This is a genomic window from Streptomyces sp. N50 (assembly GCF_033335955.1).
Lineage (GTDB): Bacteria > Actinomycetota > Actinomycetes > Streptomycetales > Streptomycetaceae > Streptomyces.
Genome location: NZ_CP137549.1, coordinates 7,530,288 through 7,551,557, shown reverse-complemented (window position 1 = coordinate 7,551,557; position 21,270 = coordinate 7,530,288). Strand labels below are relative to the sequence as shown.

Genomic DNA, 21,270 nt, shown 5'->3' with positions numbered 1-21,270 from the left:
CCCTCCGGTGTGGGGCATAAGGCGCAATGCCTGGGACCGGAGGCCGATGCGCGCGGCGGGCAGGCGTGTTTGGCTGCCGTCATGACCGAATTCACCGAGGCCGAGCGCGCCTACCTCACCTCACAGCGACTGGGCCGCCTCGCCACCGTCGACCCCCAGGGCCAGCCGCAGGCCAACCCCGTCGGCTTCTTCCCGCAGGCCGACGGGACGATCCTGGTCGGCGGCTACGCGATGGGCACGACGAAGAAGTGGCGCAATCTGGAGAAGAACCCGAAAGTCGCGCTGGTCGTGGACGACATCGTCAGCGTCAAGCCCTGGAAGGTGCGGGGTATCGACATCCGAGGCGAGGCCGAACTCCTCGTCGGCCCGCACGAGTTGGGCCCGCACATGAGCGAGGAAGTGATCCGCATCCATCCCCGGCGGATCCACAGCTGGGGCCTGGAGACCGACCGGCTCAGCCCAACGCGTCCTCAAGGGTGAGCAGTTGGACCTTGCGTTCGAGCCCGCCCGCATACCCCGTCATCGCCCCGCCGGCGCCGATCACCCGATGACACGGCCGGACAACCAGCAACGGATTGGCGCCGATCGCCCCTCCCACGGCCCGAACGGCCGCCCGGGGCGCGCCGATCCGCGCGGCGATCTCGCCGTACGTCGTCGTCGCGCCGTACGGGACGGAGTCGAGGGCGGTCCACACGCGCTCGCGGAAGTCGGTGCCGGAGGTGTGGAACTCCAGCTGGAATTCCTTGAGTTCACCGGCGAAGTAGGCGGCGAGCTGTTCGCCGGCGGCGCGGAAGGGGCCGGGGTCCTGCCGCCACTCGGGCTGGACGGTGCGGCCGCCCTTCTGGCCGGGCACGGAGAGGGAGGTGAGGGCGCCGAACTCGTCGGCGGTGAGCAGGAGTTGACCCAGGGGGCTCTCGAAACTGGTCCAGCGGGTACTCATCGGGACTCCGACTCCCCTGCCGTGCGCAGGTGTTGTAGGTGCTGTACGGCGTAGGAACGCCAGGGGCGCCACGCGTCCGGAACGCCGATGCCGGGCGGTGCCACATCGGGGTCGCCGAGAGCGCGCGTACGGATCACGGCGACGGTCGCGGCGTCCATGCCGGGCAGCGCGAGCAGGGCCTGCTCGGCATCGTCCCGGTCGACACCGGCGTCGAGTCGTACGGTGCCGTCGGTCAGGGCGGTGGCGAGGGCGGCCAGGGGTTCGCCGGGCGCGGCGTCCACCAGCGCGGACGGCTCGGGGAAGAGATGGGTGAGGCCGCCGGACGGGGCGTCCAGCGTCTTGCCGTAGCGCCGCACCAGCCGCTCGGCCTCCGCCCGCCCGACCAGGGCCCGTACGGCGAGTTCCTCGGGGTCCGCGGTGCCCGGTGAGCGCAGGCCGGGCCGGGCGGCGACCAGTTCGGCGAGCCGGGGGTCGGCGCCGAGGCGTTCGTCGACGGCGTACGGGTCGGCGTCGAGGTCGAAGAGCAGCCGCAGTCGCTGGACGGCGGTGGTCAGGTCGCGGTGGTCGGTGAGGTGCAGACGGGCGTCGAGCCAGCCGCCGGGGTGGGCGGGGGGCGCGGTCCTGAGGGCGCCGGGTCGTTCGTCCACGGCGACGATTCCGGTGCCGTAGGGGAGGCGGAGGGTGCGGCGGTACGTGCGGCGGCCGGGGCTGCCGATGATCTCCTCCACCCCTGGAACGGCCTCGCGTGCGAGCAGGTCGAAGACGGCGGCGGACTGGTAGGGGCCGCGGTACGCGAGCCGCAGGGGGATTCCGGCGGAGGGACCTGCCGCCGTCGCCCTGGACGCGTGAGACGCCTTCGTGGTGCGCAGCTCGCTCGGGGTCGACGCGTACACGGCGCGGATCGTGTCGTTGAACTGGCGCACGCTGGCGAACCCGGATGCGAACGCGATCTCCGTGATCGGCAGATCGGTGGTCTGCACCAACACCCTTGCGGTGTGCGCCCGTTGGGCCCGGGCGAGGGCGACGGGCCCGGCGCCGAGTTCGGCGGTGAGCTGCCGCTGGACCTGCCGAGCGCTGTAGCCGAGCCGCACCGCGAGCCCGGCGACGCCCTCGCGGTCCACGACCCCGTCGCCGATCAGCCGCATGGCGCGGCCCACGACATCGGCCCGCGCGTTCCACTCGGCCGACCCCGGCACGGCGTCCGGACGGCACCGCCGGCAGGCCCGGAACCCCGAGCCCTGCGCGGCGGCGGCCGTCGCGAAGAACCGCACGTTGCGCCGCTTCGGCGTCACCGCCGGGCAACTGGGCCGGCAGTAGATCCCGGTCGTGGCGACCCCGAAGAAGAACTCCCCGTCGAACCGGGCGTCCCGGCTCCGCACGGCTTCGTACCTGGTGTCTTCGTCCATCACGGTGTCCAGTCTCCGCCATCCCCGGGGGCGGGGCTGGCGGAAATCGGACGGGGTGTTTGGGGGGCGGGAGTGGAGGTCGGTTTTCCGGCGGGGCCGGCGCGAGGGGGCTGGGGGCGGCCGGGCACCGGGACACCCCGAACGCGTCTGAACGGGCGGGCGAATCCGCACCAGGCGCCCGAGCCCCCCACCCGCCGGTGGGTCGCCACAGGCCGCCGACCCACCGGCCCCGACACCAGCCCTGCCCGGCCCCCTACGCCCCCTACGCCCAGCGCCCCCGCTTCGCCTCCATCGCCGCCTTACCCTCCGCCCCCTTCCGCTTCCAGTCACGGCGCAGTTCGGCGCGGGCGCGGGCGTCGGTCTTGGCGACGATCCACTGGTTCTCGCGCATGAGCTTGCGGTAACTGTCGAGCCGGCGTTCGGGAAGGTCACCGGAGTCGAGGGCGGCGAGCACCGCGCAACCGGGTTCGGCGGTGTGGGCACAGTCGTGGAACCGACACCGCCCGGCGAGTTCCTCGATCTCGGCGAACACCTGCCCGACCCCGGTCTGCGCGTCCCACAACCCCACCCCGCGCAGTCCGGGTGTGTCGATCAGCACCCCGCCGCCGGGCAGGGCGAGCAGGTTGCGCGTGGTGGTCGTATGCCGGCCCTTGCCGTCGACGTCACGCGTCGCCTGGACACCCATCACGTCCGCGCCGATCAACGCGTTCGCGAGCGTCGACTTGCCCGCACCGGACTGCCCGAGCAGCACGGAGGTACCGCCGGCGGCAACCGCGGCGAGCACGTCGATCCCGTCCCCGGTCTCGGCACTGACGGCCAGCACCGGCACACCGGGCGCCGTCGTCTCCACGTCCTGGACGAGATACGACAACGTCACGGCGTCCGGCACGAGATCGGCCTTGGTCAGCACGACCACGGGCCGGGCACCGGACTCCCAGGAGTCCGCCGCGTTATGCAGCAGTGCCTCACCAGTGGAGCAGGACATGGCCAGGGCCAGGAACCGCTCGATCCGCCCGAGGTCCAGTTCGGCCGCGAGCGACACACAGATGACGACGTGATCGATGTTAGTGGCCAGGACTTGGCCCTCGGAACGCTTCGACGAGGTCGAGCGGACGAAGGCGGTACGGCGAGGGAGGAGCGTTCGCACGTAGCGTGGGTTGCTGCCTTCGGGATCGACGGCGACCCAGTCCCCTGTGCACACGACCTTCATCGGATCGCGGGGGACGACGAACTCGGTGTCGGCACGGACGGTGCCGACCGGGGTGATGACGTCGCACAGGCCACGGTCGACCCGTACGACACGGCCGGGCAGGAGCCCCTGCTCGGCGAACGGGGCGAACTCGGCCTCCCAGTCCGCATCCCAGCCGTACGGCTGGAGCGGATGCACGGAAGACGAGAGCGAACCCGGGAGAGAAGAGAAAGACAAGGGGTGACCCTTCACAAGGGTGGCCCCGGCACCGCGCACACAGACGCGGGAAAAGGAATGAGGTCAGCCGGAGACCACGGGAGTGGACTTGATGAACTTCCGGATGCGGGCAGCGCCCATCACAGAGACAGCCATCGGTCACACCTCCCATGCGCACTCAACCGACAATGGTGGCCTACCGGCCACCACTTGGGACGAAAGGAAATCTAGCCTCCGACTCCCACTGAGCGCCAACCATTATCCGGCGAGGATCCCGGCAGCAAGTCAAGCCGTGAGGTGGACGCTGTCCTTGCCACCTTCCGCCCGTCCGACAACATCGATCACAGGCTTCCGCCGGCTGCCTTCGATGCCGGATCGGGTAGCGAACTCCCAGGAGGTCACTACGAGTAGGAACATCCCTGCCGCAGGAAGATCCCCCCAAACAGAACTGAGGATCCACCTCTGCCCTTGGACAACGGCCCGTCCTGGCTGCCGCCTTACGCTCACCAAGCGTCGAAGCGCAGCCACAGGGTTGACCGGCCGCCACGGTCGGTTCAAGGAACTTGCCACCGTCACAGGTATGGAAGGAGTCTCCTGCATCGGGTTGCACCATGCGGAGTGTGACTGATAGCCCTGCGTTGAGTGTGGCGGGGACAGTGTCTCGGTGGGTCAGTACCTCGTTGCCGAAGTCGTCGGCGTGCACATGAACGTGAAGTACAAGGAGACGGCTCAGGGTGGGCTGGCGTGGCGAAGAGCCCCCGGGACATCCCTGGGACAGACGTGAAAATACCTGAAAAGTCCCCAGGAAGTCCCCATAGAAGGGCCGCTTGACCGGCGGGTTCGCAACACATGATCAACGCCGGATCCGCCGCTCGCCCACCACTGGCTGTACGCGCTTGGTCATCGAAGCGCAGATAGACGAACTGTCCCGTGGAGTGTACCGGCGGGCAGACGCCCCGCAGCCGCATCGGCGAGACCCTCGCCCTGCCCTCGCCCTGCCGCTACCTGCGCCGGAGCGGACGCGGCAGGGCCGGCGAATCCATCGCACAACAGTTGGGCGCTCTCTTCGTCGTCCGCCCCGCCGTAGGAGGGGTGCTCGCCTGATGGCCAACCCCACGCGCGACACCACCGCTGACCGCGTCCGCAACGACCTGCGAAACCTGGCCCACCGCACCAGCCGGTCCACGGCCGAGGTCATGGTCGAGTACGTCCTCGAACCGTTCCTCTACCGCCGGGCCGCATCGCCTCTTGGCCAAGAACACTTCGTCCACAAAGGCGGCCTGCTGCCAACCCAGTTCGGCGCACGTCGAATGACCCGCGACATCGACATCCTCGGCCACCATCACCGGCCTCGGCGAGCGCCGCCAGACCTCCTGCCCCGCCTGGCGCCGCCGGCAAAGCACCGCCTCGGAGACATCTCCCAGCGGGCACTCGTGCCCCCACGTTCAGCGGGGACGTGCCCTCACCCGTCCGACCAAGCTCGTCAGCTTACTCGTGCAGGCTGAGGTCCTTTGCACTACGACATCGCTCGCCCTGGGGTTCCTGTGCTCTCGGCAGATCACGACGCGCGTTGAACCTGTGCCTGCTTGCAGCTTGCCTTGGTGGCCAGCAGAGCGACGAAGCCACGCTTGGCCCCCTGGGCCGAATAGTCGCGAACGCGGAGAGTCCAGCCTTCCTTGGTGAGGGTTACCCGCCGCATTCCCTTCACCTGGGCGTGGCGCTCGTCACCCCAGCCGTCGTCGTGAAGGCTCGTGACCGTGGCGTCCACGGGGTCGGGTCCATTCTGGGACAACGGCTGCAGCAGGTAACCGACGACGCAGCCTCGCTCGTCCCTGGTGGGCTCGTCCAACAAGGACAGGCCACCGGCGCGGGCGGCGGTCTTCAGGTTCTGCTCGACGTCGTGTGCCTTCGCGGCTGGGTCCGCGGCCTTGGTCTTGGACGTACCCGTGGACGCGGATTCACCCGAGGAAGCAGGTGCCGTGCCGCAGCCAACGAGCAGAGTCAGCAGTACGCCCGTAGCGCTCACGACGACCGCGGCCCTTACCGGCCATGGCCCGGGGCGGCGGCTCTCAGCCCTGGACAAGTTTCGCAACGCCTTCACCTGCCTGATCGGCTGCGATGTAGAAATCACGAACGTTCTTCAGGTAACGGCCGAGGATTTCCAGGTAGCCGTCCGGGATATCACCATGGCGAAACGTCCTTGCGATCTCGTCGGCGTGCTCGGCAACGGACCGTTCGGCGTCGACGCCGACCAGGAAACGGGCTGCGACCGCCACCTCGTCCGGCGGGAGATAGAAGCAGGCGGTGCCGAGGTCGTCGTCACCGAGGAGATCGCCCATGGTGATGGGAAGTTCACTGATCTCCTCCGGCCCCTGAGCCAGCAGGACCTGCTCCAGGACTTCCCACTCGCGGCCGAGAAAGCACTCGCTCTCCACACCACTGCGCTCACCCGAGAATCCCGATACGACATGCCGGAATCCCTTGTCCGCGTCCGCAGCGGAAATCCTTCGAAGCGTCATATCCATTGCCAACTACTCCGATCCACAGGCCACAAGGGCCCTCATTGTACCGTCGACTCACGGGAGGATTGGAATCGGCATCGGAATGCCGCCTCCAACCGGACTCTTCGGCATCCAGGGATTGTTGGACCAGTCGTGGTTCGTGATGTTCTCATGCCACCAGTTCTGGGTTTTCTCCCACCATGAATCGTCCTGTTCCTGTTCCTGCCCCTGGACTTGCGGCTCGGGCAATGGGATCTGTTTGATCTCCTTGGTCTTGTAGGCGATCACGCCCTTGCTCCGGGTGGATGGGTACGACTGGACCCATTCATTCTTCTTGAAGTTGTTGATGCCTTCCTGGGGCGGTATGTTAAATCCGACTTTGGCCTTCAGATGCCCCATACCCATTTCGTTGAGCTGTTTCTGAAGGTACTGGACCTTTTCCGTCACTTCCTTTCCTCCCTTGCGTTCCGCTTCTCCGCCACCGTGCTTCACATCCCAGACGTAAACGCTGTCGTCGGTCCAGTACAGAAGGTCGGCCCAACCGTCTTCCTTTCCGGGATGTTCGCTCGACCCACCCTTGATCCAGTTTTCGGAATCACGAATCTTCGCGGTCTGCTGCAGGTCGACGGTCACGACGCCGCCGCCGTGCGGTTGGACCATCACCAACCATGACTTGGCCATCAGAATCGTGGTGTCGTGAGCCAGGGTGTACTTTTCGCGAACCTTCTTGAAGACCTCGGCCCGCGCCTTGCGCTTTCTCTCCTCGTCCTCTCGCTTCTTGCGCTCCTGCTGCCGCTCGTACTCCATCCGGTCCGGGTCGTACAGCCCGGTCGGGTCGCTCTGCGTCGTGGGGTTGTTGTGGCTGTAGGCGTAGCCGTTGATCTGGAGTGGATCGGCCGCGTCGATGACCGGGTCGGCGGACAGGAAGCGCCCGGTGGAGGGGTCGTACTCGCGCGCGCCCAGGTGGGTGAGGGCGGTACTGGTGTCGTCGATGCCGCTGCCGAGATACGACCGGTTGTTCGGCCAGCTTGTCGGCTTGGTGCCGCGGACCTCTCCATAGGGCTTGAAGAAGCGTCGCGTGTAAGGCTGCCCGCTGCTCTCGTCCACCGACATCGTGGCTGTGCCGAGGGGATCACTGAGCAGAACGCTGAGCTTGTGACCTGTAGTGCTGCCGTACTTGGTGGAGCGGACCACCGATGGCGCGCCCTTGTGCGTGTACGTACGGGTGGCCTGGACGGCGTTGCCCTTGATATCCGCGGAGACCTCGGTCTCGCCGAGGTAGAGCACGCTGCCGACGGCGGAGTGCTGGAGGATGCGGTTGCCCTCGGCGTCGTAGACATAGGACGTGTGATCAGCAGGGGTCCACTGCTGACCAGCGGTGCCGTTGCAGGTGTACAGCTGCAGGTCGGTGCTGTCGGCGTCGTTGGCACCGGGTACGTCAACGCACTTGCCGGAGGCCGGGTTGTAGAGGCTGTGGTCCGAGGTGCGCACGGTGAACTTCTGCGCGGCGCTGCCGTCACAGGTGGCAAGCAAGATCTTGGTGCCGTTGGCGCTGGCGCATTTCCCCATCACGCGCAGGGTGTCGCCGGTCGGCTTCCACTGCTGCGCGGCGCTGTTGTTGCAGCGGTAGAGCTGAATCGCACTGCCGTCGACGGTGGTGCCGCCGGCGTTGTCGAGGCACTTGCCGGACAGGCCGACGACTGCGCCCGCGCCGTCACCGAAGCCGGTGACGTCGGTGACCTTGTTCTCGCTGTTCCAGAGGAGGCTCTGGCTGCCGCCGGTCAAGGACCGGGTCGTGGTGTTGCCCGTGGCGTCGTTGACGTAGGCGAGGTCAGCGCCGGTGGCCGGGTCGGTCTTGGTGAGGGTGTGCGGTTGGGTCAGCTTCGGAGCGCTGGTGCCGTTGCCGGTCACCAGGGTGCCGTAGGAGTACGTACTGGTCTCGTCCAGCGCCGAGTTGGCCGGGTTGTGCTCGGTCAGCGAGGCGCGGTTGCCGATGGTGTCGAAAGTGAACGACTGCCAGTAGGCGGTAGTACCGGTTGTGACGGTGCCGGAGGCCGGGGCCGCGCCCGCCAGCGACGCGGAGATGTCGACGCTGTTCCCGGCGGAGTCGGTGGCGGCGGCCTCGGCGATCGGACCGGCGGAGGTCTGCCCGTCCTCGCGGTAACCCCAGACCGTGCCCGAGGCGGACTTGCAGCCCGTTCCGGCGGTGCCGACGGCATTGCTGGAGGTCCAAGCGTGGACCAGTTCACCCAAGTTGTCATAGGTGAAGCACTGGTTGTCCCAGGCGGAGGTCGGTCCGTCGGTGAGTTTGCGCGCTGTGGAGGTGACGTTTCCGGCGCGGTCGTACGAGTAGTAGCTGTCCGCCAGTCGGTGGGAACTCGCCGTCTCCCGGTCCCACACCGTGCGTTGCAGGCGCCCCGTGTGTTCGTCGATGAAGTTGGTGGTCCACACCCGGTAGGGCTGAGGGCCGCTGACGGTGCGGAGGGGTTCACCGTACGGGGAGTAGGTGACGTCGCTGGTGTACCAACTCAGGCCGGAGGTCGACACGGGGAGATCGTCGGTGTCGTAACGGGTGACGACCTTCTCCCGGCCCAGTCCGCCGACCGCGGGCAGCGTGACGCTCAGCGGCTTGCCGCCGGGCGTGTAGGTGTAGCTGTACTTGTAGGTGCCGGACAGCCCTGCAGTGTTCGCGTTCGCGGGAACGACGATCTCGCGTCCTGTGGGCCGGTACTCGGTGTCGTAGCCGGTGACGCGGGTGATGTAGTCGCCTGTGGCGTCATGGCGGATGGAGGAAGCCGGCTTGCCCAGGGCGCCGGCCGGGTCGTAGGTGAACTCCTTGACAGGGGCGGCGTCGGGAGAACCCTCGCGGGAGGCGGTGACGCGCCCGATCTCGTCATAGGAGGTGTAGACCGTCTTCAGCAAGGAGTCGGTGACACTGACCGTGCGGTCCAGGTCGTCGTAGCCGAAGGATGAGGCGCCGGTGTCCGGGTCGGTGGAATCGGTCAGGCGGCCGCGGGCGTCGTAGGTGGACGTCCACAGGTTTCCGGCCGCGTCCTTGATCCTGGTGCGGTTGCCGCGGGCGTCGTAGGAGTACTCGGTGTTGCGCCAGTGGGTCAGCCCGACACTGGTGTAGTGCTGAATGAGGTTGACCCGGCCGAGCGCGTCGGTCCACGACTTGACCGCCGGGGTGGCGCCGCCGGCCGGACGTCTGAGTGTCCAGTTGTCGCCATAAGTGGTGCTGTCCGAGTACACGGCCTTGCCGCTGTGGACCGTGGTCGTCTTGACCGGACGCTCCAAGCCGTCGTAGAAGGTCCTGGTGAGGCTGGGAACGGTGGAGTCGCTCGCCCGCTTGAACTGCGCGGCCACCGGATCGCCCTTGGCGAGGTAGCTTCCGGTCTGTTCGCGGACCAGGCCGTGGTCGTCGTAGCGGGTGTCGGTGATGATCCGGCCGGGGCCGTGCGCGTCGCTCTGGGTCTGGATCGGACGCATCAGGCCGTCGTAGATGGTGACCTGCTTGGCGTACTCGCCATTGTCCTTCAGGCTTTTGACGGTCACCGCCGTCGGCTTGGTCACCGTGGCCGTGGCGGACGCCATCTGGTAGCTGATCACCACGTCAGGGGTCTGGTTGCCGGACGAACGTGCGGCGGTCCAGCCCTTCACCAGGCGGCCCAGAGCGTCGTACTCGTTGCGGACGACCCGGTTGTTGGGGTCGGTGACGGTGAGAGTCAGGCCGCGCCCGGCATCGATGGTGCTGACCGAGGTGTGGCCCTTCGCGTTGATGGTCTTGATGGCGGTGACCGGTCCACCCGCGTCACTGGGGGTGTACTGGGTTTCGGTGGTCTTCTTGAGCGCGTCCGTCACCTTCCGGACCCGGCCGAGCGGGTCGTAGGTGGTGCCGGTGACCACCGAATAGGAGGTGCCGGCACCGTTGGTCGACGCGGAACTGGTGGCAAGCCCTCTGGTCGGGGCCGCGCCCCACGCACCGTCGTCGTAGCTGACCCGAGTGGCCTCGATCAGCTGGGTCGCCGGATCGGCCTTGTCATAGTCCGCGCACGACGTGGCGGTCTTGCGGACCTGTTTGGGCAACCCGATGAGGTGGGCCGACTCATTGGCGACGTAGTCGGTCTTCGCGCAGGTGAGGTTGCTGAGCGTCTCACCACCGCTGCTGTTCGGTTTGACGACCTCGGTCTGCACCTGGACGGGCAGGCCGTAGTCGGAGTCGACCTCGGTCTCCGTGCGCACCGCCTGCCAACTGGAGTCGACCGTCTGGATGTCGTCGGTGCGCTTGATGCCCGCGCGCTGGGCGAGCAGCGGTGACAGGCCGCCGTCACGGTCTCGGGAGGCGGTCTGCTTCGACCAGGGGAAGTTCAGAGTCCGGTTGAGGACGCGGCCGCCCGTGCCGTCGTAGGAGATCTCCTCGGCGATCATGCCCGCGTACTGGGGTGCGTCGTCGGCGACGAGGGTGACCTCCTCCTTGGAGTCTTTGACGGCGCCGCCCGCGCCCCGGAAGTAGCGCTTGACAGAGAACGACTGGGTCTGGGGCACACCGACGCCGGCGCTGTTCTTGGCGCCCTTGACGGTGGTGACCTGCTGATAGCCGCGCCAGACGCTGTAGGTGCGCAGGGAAGGCTTGGAGAACTCGTCGTCGTCCTTGCCCCAGGCCGCGCCGGAGTAGGTGTACTTGCTGGTGAGGCGGTCCGATACACCAGTGATCTTGTCGGTCTCGGTGACCGAGTGCACGACGTACTTGTTGAACCAGGCCAGAGCCGGCTTCTCCAGGTCGCCGTCCGGGGACCAGCGCACCGGATAGCACGTGCCCTGGTTGCTCTCCGGTGCCACGGAGGGCTGGGTCTTGCAACCGCCTTGGTAGACGACCTCAAGATCGCCGCCGTGCTCCGTGGACACGGTGCCGATCCGCGGGCGGGTGAAGCCGGGACGCGCATCGCCCTTGTAACGGGGGACGAGGTTGGGCAGTTGCTGGTCCTTCAGGTAACTGCCGAGCGGATCGTCCTTGTCCACGGTGTACGGGCCGAAGCTGACACCGGCCGTCGTCAGCATGGTGCCAGTGCTGTCACCGGGCGCGTAGCCGGTGCGGGTGATGGAGTTCAGCCAGAGCCCGGGGGAGGTGTTGTACCAGTCGCGGGGGAAGGACTGATGAAGGGTGTACGTGTCCACCTTGGCGAGTCCCGTGACGCCGGGACGGGCGCCATAGGTGGTCACGGACGCCAGGCGCATCCGGGTCCAGAACGAGGGAAAGGCCGAACAGAGCTTGGAGCCGGACTTGCAGTTGAGGTTGCCCGGGCTGTCCCACCAGGGGCGGTAGGAGGCAGGGTTCTTGGTGTCGTCGAACTTGTCGGCCGCGCAGGAGCCGTCGCTCTCCAGGCAGCGCTGCTCGGAGTTGAGGACGACCTTCGCGGAGGGCTTGGTCAGGTCGGTGGTGCGCAGCCCGTACTCGATGCTGGTGGGGTAGCCGCCGCGGACGTACGACACAGGGTTCTTGAACTTCTTGTTGGGCGCGTAGTAGTTGGTCTCCGGCTGCCAGTTGACGACCATCGCGTTGCCGTGGACGTCGACGACCTTGTCCAGGCCCCATTGCCAGGCCTGGGTGCAGCGGGAGTCGGCGAAGGCGTCCTTGCGGCAAGGCTCGCCGGGGTGGTTGCCGTAGACCGGGACGGTAAAGACGGAGCCGGTGTCGGCGTGACCGCCCCCGACCTTGTTCAGACCGTAGAAGTACTGGGTGCCGTCATTGGTGGTGACGATCCAGTACTCGCCGTTGTCGTCACTGTTGTCCGCGCCGGTCCGGTGCTCGACCCTGGTGCCGTCGTCCTGCTCCGGCCGGTAGATCTCGGAGCTGCCCACGCGCACCAGTTCAGTGGTCTTGCCACCGAGCGTCATCACGGCGTTGTACGAGACCCAGCACAGGTCCGAGGTCTTGTACTTCTTCTCCTTGTTGTTGGCCGCTCCGGCGCCGATGTCCTCGCGGTCGTCCTTGCAGGTGCGGTAACGGCGCTCGATGTGACCCGGGTCGTAGTCCCAGCCCTCTCCGATCCAGGAGGCCTGCGGGGAGGTGGTCGCCGTCTTGCCGTCCACCGTCTGCGAGTTGTAGTCGAACGAGATGTCGGGCTTGGGGCCGGCCGGGGTGGGCGGCACCTGCAGGGGGTACGACCAGGTGAAGGCGCCCGACGAGCCACCGGCGCTCCACTTGCCGTCAGCGGCGAGCGGTGTCGCCTTGAACGTGCCGCCCGGACCCGAACCCGAATCCACCGCGCCGACCACCGCCTTGTCGCCGGTGGCTGCCGCCGGATGGACGTACGACGCCTGGAGAATCCCCGAAGATGCGGAGGCACTGCTCGTCGAGGCCGAGACCGTGCCGTCAGCAGTGGTGTCGACGGTGGCGGTGACGGTCTTGGAGTCCGGGTCGTTGACCGTCTCCAACTCCGTGTAGGCCTGGCACTCCTCCAGGTCGGGGGTGGTGAGGTAGCACTCGGGGAACTGCACGAACTCCAGACGTGAGGCCCAGTCGGCGCCGTAGAGGTTCTCGTACGTCTTGTAGCTCAACTGGACCGAGATCGGCACCGAGCCGGTGGCGGGCGCGGTCACGGTGACCACCGCGCCGTCGACACCGTCGGAGACCGCCGCCGTACGGGCGGCCACCGCGACCTGCCAAGTACCGGTCGGCGCGGGGGCGTCCGGGGCCTGGCCGAGCTTGACGGGGAGGGTGCCGGCGGGCGTGTAGTCCGCCGGGGTCACCGTGGTGGTGCTGCCGCCCAGGGCGGCCGTCTGCGTGGAGCCGCCGAAGGAGACCGCTGCGGTGCCGGAGACGGCCGGGGTGGTGGTGCCGGCCGGGGCCTCGTCCTGGTTGTCGGGGGTGTCGACCGCGATGCTGTCGAGCTTGGCATCGCGGGTCGAGCCACTGACCATCTGCTCGACGGGCAATTGCTCCAACGTGACGTCCTCGCGCGGCACTTCGGCGCTGCCCGGATCCGGGGGCGCGGCCATGGCGTCAACCGGCAGCAGCGCCAGCGTCAGTGCCAGGCCCACGGCCGGGAGCAGAACGGAGCGGCGACCGCGCCAGCGGCGCGCGGACGTGAAGACAGGCACAGCAAACCCCCCGGACGGCATGAAGCGGCCGCCTGGGCAGCAGGGCTGCGCACAGGTGAGGCCGCGTCAAGAACGGCCCGATTCTGTGGTGATGTTGTGGGGAAAACCAGAGTTCCCTGTGACTTAGTGGTGATCATCACGCCACGTATCGGTTAAGTGCGCTCAAAAACGGACCCAAGGGCACCTCAACAGACCGCAATGGAACGGTCATTGAAAACCGACGCGTGACGGCAGCCGCGCCTTCGGACATGATCTGGTCCCGTTGTCCGAGGGGGAAAGGGAACGCGCGCATGACGAGCAGATGGCCGATCAGACGTCGCCGCATATCCGGTCGCCGGGTCACCGCGGCGGCCGTCGTAGCCGCCGTCGCGGCCGCCGGTCTGACGTACGCGGGACTGAACGGCAGCGGCGACGGGGACCGGCCGCACACCGGGGCACAAGCCCGGCACAGCGCACCGCTGAGCGAGGCCGGGGCGGCGGCAAAGGCCGCGCGGACCGGAAAGCCGGTCGAGGTCACCGGGCTGCGCACGGTCTACGAGACCACGTGGGCGCGACCGGACGGACTGCTGCAACGCCGGATCCACTCGACACCGATCCGGGCCAAGGTCGGCGGGACGTGGCGGGCGATCGACACGGCCCTCACGCACACCGCGGACGGCTGGTCCCCCCGGGCGACGAACGTGCGGATGACCTTCTCGGCAGGTACCCGAGCCGGCACCCGGTCGAGCGACGAGCGGGCCGATCGCGGCGCGGGCGTACGCAGGGTGCCGTTGCTCGCTCAGGCGGACGCCACGACGTCCAGCGCGCTGGTGACACTCAGCACGGGTGACCACGACATCGTCCTGACCTGGCCCGGCGCCATCCCGACGCCCGTCATCGACGGCTCCCGCGCGCTCTATCCCGAGATCCTGCCCGGCGCGGACCTGGTGTTGACGGCGGACGACGGCGGCTTCGCGCAGTTGCTGGTGGTCAAGACCCGTCAGGCCGCCGCCGATCCTCGCGTGACGCAACTCTCGTACGGTCTGTCCTCCCCCGATCTGAGCTTCTCCCTGGACCCGACGACCGGCATCGTCAGCGCCGACGACGCGGACGGCGAGGAGGTCGCGGTCTCCCCCACTCCGTTGATGTGGGACAACTCCGGCACCCCGGCACTCACCGACGGCCAGGCAGGCAGCAGCGCATCGCCCACCGCATCCGAGAGCCTGTCCTCGGACGTCACCGGCGCACCGGACGACTCGGAGTCACCCACGGACGCCTCGCCCGAACCCAGTGACAGCGTCAACGACGGTGACGACGCGGACACCGACAACGAGGCATTGCCCGACGCGACCGACGAGGCCCCCGACCCATCGGCCACCGAGAGCGAAGCGGCCCAGCCCTCCGTACCGGCCGAGGCGTCCCCGGACCCCACTCACAGCGGCGCGGCGGCAACACTCGACCTGGCGTCGCTGGCGGGCCCGCAGCCCGACTCGCGGGGCACGGTCGTCGAGACCGACCTGAACGGCTCGACCTGGACCCTGACGCCGGACCAGGACTTCCTCACCGACCCTGACACCGTCTACCCGGTCTTCATCGACCCGTCGGTGAGCAAACACACCAACGACTGGACGACGGCGTACAGCCGCTACCCGAGGGCGAACTTCTACAACGGGCGGAACTTCAACAAGGGGACGCATGAGGCGCGCGTCGGCTTCGAGTCCGACACCTGGGGCACCGGCCGCTCGTTCTTCAGCATCGACTGGAACCCGGACCTGAAAGGCGCATCCGTCATCAGCGCCAAACTGCACGCCCTGGAGACCTACGCCTGGTCGTGCAGCGCCCGCACCATGAACGTGTATCTGACCGGGCCGATCAGCAACAAGACGAACTGGAAGAACGCCCCGAAGATGACAGCCGGCAACAAGCTCGCGAGCAAGAGCTTCGCGCACGGCTACAAGTCCGGAACCTGCCCGGACGACTACGAGGCCTTCGACGTCAAGTCCGCTGCGCAGAAGGCCGTCGCGGGCGGCTGGGACACCCTGACCATCGGCATGCGCGCCGGCGACGAGAACTCCGCGTACAGCTGGAAGAAGTTCCAGGCCGACGGCGGCAACGACCCGTACGTCGAACTGGTCTACAACCGCCCGCCCGGCGCGCCCTCACACCTGGACCTCGACCCCGACCTGTCCTGCGACACCAGCTCGCCCTACATCAATGTCGGCGCCTCCTCGATCACCTTCTGGGCGAACTCCAGCGACAAGGACTCCAACCTGGCCTCCGTGCGCTTCGAGTTGTGGCCGACCGGTGGCAGCGGCAATCTGCTCGGCGCCAAGGGCAAGGTTTCGGTGGGCAGTCAGACCGACTCTGCCCGGGTGCACACCGATCCGTTCTCCACCAGCGGGCTCAAGAACGGCGTCAAGTACTCGTGGCGGGCGAAATCCGTCGACAAGCGGGGCAGTTCCTCCGCGTACACGCCCAAGAAGACCCCGTGCCGCTTCGTCTTCGACAGCGCACGGCCCACTCCGCCCGTCGTCACTTCGACGCAGTTCCCCGACGCGGACGCGAAGGACAACGGCTTCGGGAACGACGACGAGGACTCCAAGTGGAGCACCGTCAAGTTCGGCACGGCGGGCTCCTTCACCTTCAAGGCCTCGCAGACCGATGTCGTGAAGTACGAGTACGGCTTCAACACGGCCAGTTACACCGGTTCCTCCGCCAGGACGAACGGCGCGGCCACCTCCACCCTGACCACCTGGTCCAGCGCCAAACCCCCGCTCGCGGGGCCCAATGTGCTGTACGTACGGGCCGTCGACGACGCGGGGAACGTGTCCGACCCACGGAAGTACTTCTTCTACGTCACCCCGCGCGACGACGCCGACGCACCCGGCGACTTCACCGGCGACAAGCTCCCCGACCTGATGGTCGTGGACGCGAACGGCAACCTGCGGATGTACCCGGGGCGCGCCACGACCGATCTGTCCAAGGGCGCCGGCACTCTCGGGTACTCGATGTCCGGCGCCTACCGCGAGAACCCTGCGAAGGACCCCAACGGCGGGGACGACGACGTGCCCCTGTACGTGGCACCGCCCTCGGGCTACTGGAAGAACACCCTGATCGCACACCTCGGCGACGTCTACGGCGGCGACGGCCTGCAGGACCTGATCGCGGTACGCGAGGGCAAGCTGTGGGTGTATCCGGGCGACGGCTACGGGGCGGTCGACATCGGCAGGCGCCACGAGATCCTGCTGCCGGCCGGTGCGCCGGATCCCTCCACGATCACCCAGATCGTCTCGGCCGGCGATGCCACGGGCGACGGCAAGCCCGACTTCTTCCTCACGGTCGGCGACGCGTTGTGGACGCTGATCGGGTACAACGGCGCCACCGTGGACGAGGCCAGGCAACTGTCCGCGTCGGCTTGGACGGAGCGTGACCTCGTCACCGTCCAGGATGTCTCCGGCGACGACGTCACCGACGTCGTCTACCGCTCGGACGCCAGCGGACGGCTGCTGTTGCGCAAGGGCATCAAGGACACCGCGACCGGCGGAGTCGACACCGGCTCCCTTGCCTCGGCGGCCGCCTCCTCCGGAGGCACGGACACCGAGTACGGCGCCTCCGGCTGGGGCAGCTCCAGCATCAGGTTCCTCTTCGGCACCCCGGACGCCAACGGGGACGGCATCCCCGACGTATGGACCCTGAGGGTGGACGGCACGGTGCGCTTCTACGCCGGCAGCCGCACAGTCCTGAGCGGCTCGGGTACGGAGATCGTCAGCAGCGGCTGGCAGAACAAGCTGACCATCGGCTGAACCGGGTGGGGACTGGCACGGTAGCTGCCGCTCCGTTGCCAGTCCCCACCCCTTCACGTGTGCATGCGGTTTTCCCGCAAAGGACCTGCCGACATCGTTCACCAGCTGGCACGCAGCGTCGCCCTGTGCACGTTTTCGGAACAGCCTTTCGTAAAGGCCGTCAGTTGGTCAGCAGAACTGGAACCTGAGAGGTGGGGCGGGTCAAGATGTCGCCCGATCGTGCGGCTGACCCGTGTGCGTGACGCTCCAGGACGGAAATCACGCAGCCGATTGTCCATGCAATGCGGCTGGTACAGCGGCTGAGCGCGACCGTACAGGGCTCACCGCGTAGGCGTAATTCACCGTTGCACAAGTCGCCCCACTCTCCCACGCGAGCGCGAGAAACCGTTCGATACGGCCGAGGTCGAGGTCCCCGGTCAGCGGTACGGCCACGATCGTATGGTCGAGGTTGGCCGCAGGAATCTCCCCCTCGGACCGCTTGGACAAGCTGTAGCGCACGAAGGCGATACGGCGCGGCAGAGACGTCCGGTACCACGGGTTGCCGACGGGTTCGACGGCGCACTGCCCCCGGACGACCCGGTCGGCCAGCACTCCTTCGGCATCGTGACGGGCGAACTCATCCGCCCACGCGTCGTCCCAGCCGTAGCGGGCGAGCGCGAGAAAAGCAGAACTGGAAGTCACGGGAGACCCTTCACAGGGTGGCCCCGGCACGCGCACTCGGGCGCGATGGAAGAAGAAGGTCAGCCGGTGGCCCTGGAAAGGATAAGGACAACGACGCCACCGAATTAACGCGCCCCCGCCAACTGACCGTCGCCTACCGCCGATTGAGGGAACGTGTGACGCCGGTGACGATGGTTGTCGCGAGGATCCAACCGGAGGCGGTGAGCAGGTAGCCGATCCACTGTGTGCCGGGCGTGGGGGTGAACGCCGTTCCTTGTCCGAGGCCGATGACGGGGAGGAGATGGTCGAGAGTGAAGATCACCGGGTTGAAGGTCTCGGTACTACCGGCCGCCGTGCGGGTGGGCCGCCGGACCGTGAAGACGGCCGAGCCCAGTGCCAGCAGGCCCAGCAGCCAGAAGCCGGCGCGCATGGGGCGATAGCCGTAGCCGACCGTGACGTCCTGGACCGCTCCCCAGATCCGGGTGTACCGCGGCAGAGCGGCACGGCGACGGCGCTCCTTGAGCAGCGATACGGTGCGGGCGTCGTCCTCGTGGCCCAACGCGCGGTAGGCGAGCGCCAGTTGCTCGAAGGGCTGCGGTGCGTAGCCGGAACCGTCGCGCAGCAGCCACCCCACGCGCTGTCTTGGCGACAGCGGGGTCTCGAAGCGGTCGTAGCGCAGACCGTCGAGCCTCAGCTCGTCGGGCCAGCTCTGCCGGTCGTCCTGGATGACGCCCAGCACCGCGTGGCGGAGGTCGACCAGGCCCTGCGGCCGCCGCGCCATCCGTAGATCCACTTCCCCCGCATGGGCATGTGTCAGGGCCAGCGCGACCATGCCGGGTGCCACGAGCCGTGCGTTCAGCAGAGTGATGCGTCCGGTGGCCCTGGCTCCGGCCAACTCGATGGTTCCTTCTGCGGTGAAGCCGTTGTTGAAGTGCAGGCTGGTGCCGACTTCCAGATGGTTCCCGTACAACGCTTTGCGGCCCGGGTTGCGCAGTTGTGCACCCCAGAAGCGAACGACGCCGTCAACTCTGCTGCCCGGTAGGTCGACTTGACCCGCCGTTGTCATCCGGTCGCACAGGAGGTCGCCCCCGACGGACATCCGTGCGGCTCCCAGCGCCACGCCGTCGGGGTTCGACAACCGGGCCTCGCTCATGTCGATGTCACCGCCGACATGAGCGCCCCGCAGGATCACCTCGCCCTCGGCGGTGAAGCCGTGCCGCATCCGGATGTGGTCGTCCACCTGGACCCGGTTGGCGGTCAGGGCGGGACCGTCGGAGTTGGTCAGCCGGGTCCCGTCGAGGTCGAGGATGCCGGTGATGTGCGTGCCGTCCAGCTTCAGCAGGCCGTCCAACCGGCAGTGGCGCACCCGCAGATTGCCGTCCACCGACGCGTTGGCGGCGTAGAACCGGACCAAGCGGCAGCGCTTCAGGCTGAACTGTCTCGTGCGGGCGCTGTAGAGGGTGACTCTGCCCCGGAAATCGCAGCCGTCCATGGTGACGCGATACGGGATCTCGGCGTAGTCGAGTTCCAGCGATCCGTCTATGCGTGCGCCGTCGAGGCGCAGGGCGGGGACATGGCCCGGTTCCGCGACGGCCCCGTCGAGCAGCAGCCACGTGAGCGCGGCGCCCCTGACCACGCGCTCGGGCCCCCAGCCGTCGCTGTTCGCCGGCTCGTCGTCCGCCGGATCGCCGACCCGCAGGTCCAGCTTCTCGCCGCGCGAGAACGCGTCCCGAACCCGTCGCTCGACCGGAGTCAGATCCTCTGCCCGCACACTTCTCCCCGCCCCCGAGCCGCGTCGCCCCGTACGCTACCCACGCGGTGACGGGCCCAAAGCAGCTTCGCAGGCCCCTGGTCGGCGGGTCCGCCGGTCGTCCCGAGCGCTCCTCGCGGTCCCGTACGACCCAGCACGCTTCCGGCACGAACCCATCCCCTACGGGACGCCTACCCATCGATCTCGGCCGGCAGAAAAGGCTCGCCCTCCGGAGCCTCCTTGCGGGCCCGCAGCGCCCGTTCGGCGGGTGCGCCGGCCGGTACGCGCAGCGGCGGGTCGGGGTGTCCGACCGTGGCGGCCACTACGGCGGCCACGTCCTCCGGGGTGACGAGTTCGCCGCGGAGTGCGGGGAGTGCCTCGTAGAGCGGGGTGTACGGGTCGTTCTCACCGAGGTACACCCTGGTGCGCTCGCCGCCGCCGGAGGAGACCGCACCGGGCTGGACGACGCTCACCCTGACGCCGAAGTGGCCCGTCTCGATGGCGAGCGTCTCGGCGAGTGCCTCCAGGGCCCATTCGCCGGCGCCGTAGGGGCCGATCATGGGCAGCGCCACGCGCCCCTGGACGCCGGAGACGAAGACGAGACGCCCCGCGCCTCGTGCGCGCATGGCGGGGAGCACGGCCTGTGCCACCCGTGGCGCGCCGAGGGTGTTGACCTGGAAGAGCCGCTCGACCTCCGCGAGCGGGACGCTCTCCAGGGGTGCGCGCACGGTCTCCCCGGCGTTGCTGACCAGGACGTCGGTCCCGCCGGCGTCCCGGACGGCCCGGTCGACGCTCTCCTGGTCGGTGACATCGAGGCGGAGGCGCCGGTCGACGGGGAGTTCGGCCGGCGTTTCCGGGCGGCGTGCGGTGGCGATCACCCGGTGGCCCCGGCCTGCCAGTGCCACGGCGATGGCCCGGCCGATGCCTTGGGACGCGCCGGTGACGAGTGCGGAGGACATGGTGGACCTCGTCTTTCGTGGGGATCGGCGCCGACGAGCCGGCCCCGCATGAGCCACGTCGGGCCCTCGGCGAACAACGGTCCCCGGCATGCGCGTTGAACGCGTCGACATCCGGGTTCTCCGCGTCCGCGACGACCTCGAACCGATGGGAACCGGGCTAGTTCGCGAGGGAGTCACCAGCGGTCCGGTGGGCCGCCCGGACGAAGTCGTCGCGGCGACTTCGCGGCCCAACTCGGCATCCCGCGAGCCGTGTTGACCAACCGGCTGAAGTCGCTGACGCAGGAGGGCGTCCTCACCCGCGGGGACGACGGGTCCGGCCGTGTCGAGTACCGGCTGACGGACAAGGGCCTCGCCCTGTGGCCGGCGGTGCACGCCCTGATGAACCGGGGCGAGGCCCTCTACTCCCCCAACGGAGCCGAGCGCGTCCTCCGCCACGACCTCGACGGAGGCCTCCTCGACCCCAACGGCCGTTGCCAGGAGTGCGGTTCGGCCGTCCCGGTCCCGGAGATCCGGATCGAGCCAGGACCCGGTTTCCGGGCGCCGGACCACGAAGGCGATCCCGTCTCCAGCGCGATCAACACGCCCCGCCGACTCCTCGACCCGATCGTGACAGCCCCCGCACCCACCCGACAGGTCGGCACCGGCACCTACGGCCGCACGAAACCACAACCGTCCGGTGACAGAACCGTCGCACAGGACGCCACAACTGGATGCCGGGGCAGCTGGTCCAACTGGGCGTGAACGGCGGGCGGTTCGGCCCGCCGTC

Annotated in this window: 11 protein-coding genes and 2 pseudogenes; 4 read left to right on the top strand and 9 right to left on the bottom strand. The window is 68.4% G+C overall.

All coding sequences use genetic code 11. The features are described from left to right. Nucleotides 1–81 precede the first annotated feature (81 nt). Nucleotides 82–480: a PPOX class F420-dependent oxidoreductase gene (locus R2B38_RS33660; protein ID WP_318019584.1), complete on the top strand. Its 399-nt coding sequence runs from the start codon at nucleotides 82–84 to the stop codon at nucleotides 478–480. Here the strand turns inward: R2B38_RS33660 and R2B38_RS33655 are convergent. The 3 genes from R2B38_RS33655 to rsgA all read right to left on the bottom strand — a co-directional run bounded on the left by R2B38_RS33655 (nucleotide 455) and on the right by rsgA (nucleotide 3,772). After that, nucleotides 455–940 carry a methylated-DNA--[protein]-cysteine S-methyltransferase gene (locus tag R2B38_RS33655; protein ID WP_033287341.1) on the bottom strand — a complete coding sequence of 162 codons (486 nt, stop codon included), beginning with the start codon at nucleotides 938–940 and terminating at the stop codon, nucleotides 455–457. The genes R2B38_RS33660 and R2B38_RS33655 overlap by 26 nt on opposite strands. Continuing rightward, nucleotides 937–2,346 (bottom strand): DNA-3-methyladenine glycosylase 2 family protein, encoded by a 1,410-nt coding sequence (locus tag R2B38_RS33650; protein WP_318021858.1) that lies wholly within the window; start codon nucleotides 2,344–2,346, stop codon nucleotides 937–939. Before R2B38_RS33650 ends, R2B38_RS33655 begins: the two co-directional genes overlap by 4 nt. A 262-nt stretch (nucleotides 2,347–2,608) precedes the next feature. Further along, entirely contained in the window at nucleotides 2,609–3,772 is a 1,164-nt protein-coding gene (gene rsgA, locus R2B38_RS33645; protein ID WP_318019583.1) for a ribosome small subunit-dependent GTPase A, read from the bottom strand. Between the two features lie 909 nt (nucleotides 3,773–4,681). Between rsgA and R2B38_RS33640 the strand changes: the two genes are divergently transcribed. Then, nucleotides 4,682–4,855 (top strand): hypothetical protein, encoded by a 174-nt coding sequence (locus R2B38_RS33640; RefSeq protein ID WP_318019582.1) that lies wholly within the window; start codon nucleotides 4,682–4,684, stop codon nucleotides 4,853–4,855. Between the two features lie 454 nt (nucleotides 4,856–5,309). Here R2B38_RS33640 and R2B38_RS33635 read toward each other — a convergent pair whose 3' ends face one another. Genes R2B38_RS33635 through R2B38_RS33625 form a run of 3 tightly spaced genes read right to left on the bottom strand, consistent with a single transcriptional unit; the run spans nucleotide 5,310 to nucleotide 13,251 of the window. Further along, nucleotides 5,310–5,777 carry a hypothetical protein gene (locus tag R2B38_RS33635; RefSeq protein WP_318019581.1) on the bottom strand — a complete coding sequence of 156 codons (468 nt, stop codon included), beginning with the start codon at nucleotides 5,775–5,777 and terminating at the stop codon, nucleotides 5,310–5,312. Nucleotides 5,778–5,820: 43 nt separating this feature from the next. Continuing rightward, nucleotides 5,821–6,276, bottom strand: a complete 456-nt coding sequence (locus tag R2B38_RS33630) for a DUF1877 family protein (RefSeq protein ID WP_318019580.1) — start codon at nucleotides 6,274–6,276, stop codon at nucleotides 5,821–5,823. 51 nt (nucleotides 6,277–6,327) lie between these two features. After that, a complete protein-coding gene (locus R2B38_RS33625; protein ID WP_411978598.1) occupies nucleotides 6,328–13,251 on the bottom strand; it encodes a ricin-type beta-trefoil lectin domain protein in 6,924 nt (2,307 codons plus the stop codon). 392 nt (nucleotides 13,252–13,643) lie between these two features. Here R2B38_RS33625 and R2B38_RS33620 point away from each other — a divergent pair, with 392 nt between their 5' ends. Further along, on the top strand, nucleotides 13,644–17,135 hold the full coding sequence (locus tag R2B38_RS33620) for a DNRLRE domain-containing protein (protein ID WP_318019578.1): 3,492 nt from the start codon (nucleotides 13,644–13,646) through the stop codon (nucleotides 17,133–17,135). Nucleotides 17,136–17,423: 288 nt separating this feature from the next. Here R2B38_RS33620 and R2B38_RS33615 read toward each other — a convergent pair. The 3 genes and pseudogenes from R2B38_RS33615 to R2B38_RS33605 form a co-directional block, all read right to left on the bottom strand. Then, a pseudogene (locus R2B38_RS33615) lies at nucleotides 17,424–17,816 on the bottom strand (GTPase RsgA); the annotation flags it as partial. Nucleotides 17,817–17,949: 133 nt separating this feature from the next. Then, the gene (locus R2B38_RS33610) at nucleotides 17,950–19,566 is read right to left on the bottom strand and encodes a hypothetical protein (RefSeq protein WP_318019577.1); all 1,617 of its coding nucleotides are present in this window, start codon (nucleotides 19,564–19,566) and stop codon (nucleotides 17,950–17,952) included. 170 nt (nucleotides 19,567–19,736) lie between these two features. Further along, nucleotides 19,737–20,504, bottom strand: coding sequence for an SDR family NAD(P)-dependent oxidoreductase (locus R2B38_RS33605; RefSeq protein WP_318019576.1), 768 nt, complete (start codon nucleotides 20,502–20,504; stop codon nucleotides 19,737–19,739). A 210-nt stretch (nucleotides 20,505–20,714) separates the two neighbouring features. Between R2B38_RS33605 and R2B38_RS33600 the strand changes: the two are divergent. Then, nucleotides 20,715–21,245 (top strand): annotated as a pseudogene (locus tag R2B38_RS33600) (winged helix-turn-helix transcriptional regulator); the annotation flags it as partial. Between the last annotated feature and the right edge of the window lie 25 nt (nucleotides 21,246–21,270).

What these genes read in the sequence shown, in the direction of transcription:
- R2B38_RS33660 (WP_318019584.1), top strand. Translation starts at nt 82, where the DNA reads ATGACCGAATTCACCGAGGCCGAGCGCGCCTACCTCACCTCACAGCGA.
- R2B38_RS33655 (WP_033287341.1), bottom strand. Translation starts at nt 940, where the DNA reads ATGAGTACCCGCTGGACCAGTTTCGAGAGCCCCCTGGGTCAACTCCTG.
- R2B38_RS33650 (WP_318021858.1), bottom strand. Translation starts at nt 2,346, where the DNA reads ATGGACGAAGACACCAGGTACGAAGCCGTGCGGAGCCGGGACGCCCGG.
- R2B38_RS33630 (WP_318019580.1), bottom strand. Translation starts at nt 6,276, where the DNA reads ATGGATATGACGCTTCGAAGGATTTCCGCTGCGGACGCGGACAAGGGA.
- R2B38_RS33625 (WP_411978598.1), bottom strand. Translation starts at nt 13,251, where the DNA reads ATGGCCGCGCCCCCGGATCCGGGCAGCGCCGAAGTGCCGCGCGAGGAC.
- R2B38_RS33620 (WP_318019578.1), top strand. Translation starts at nt 13,644, where the DNA reads ATGACGAGCAGATGGCCGATCAGACGTCGCCGCATATCCGGTCGCCGG.
- R2B38_RS33605 (WP_318019576.1), bottom strand. Translation starts at nt 20,504, where the DNA reads ATGTCCTCCGCACTCGTCACCGGCGCGTCCCAAGGCATCGGCCGGGCC.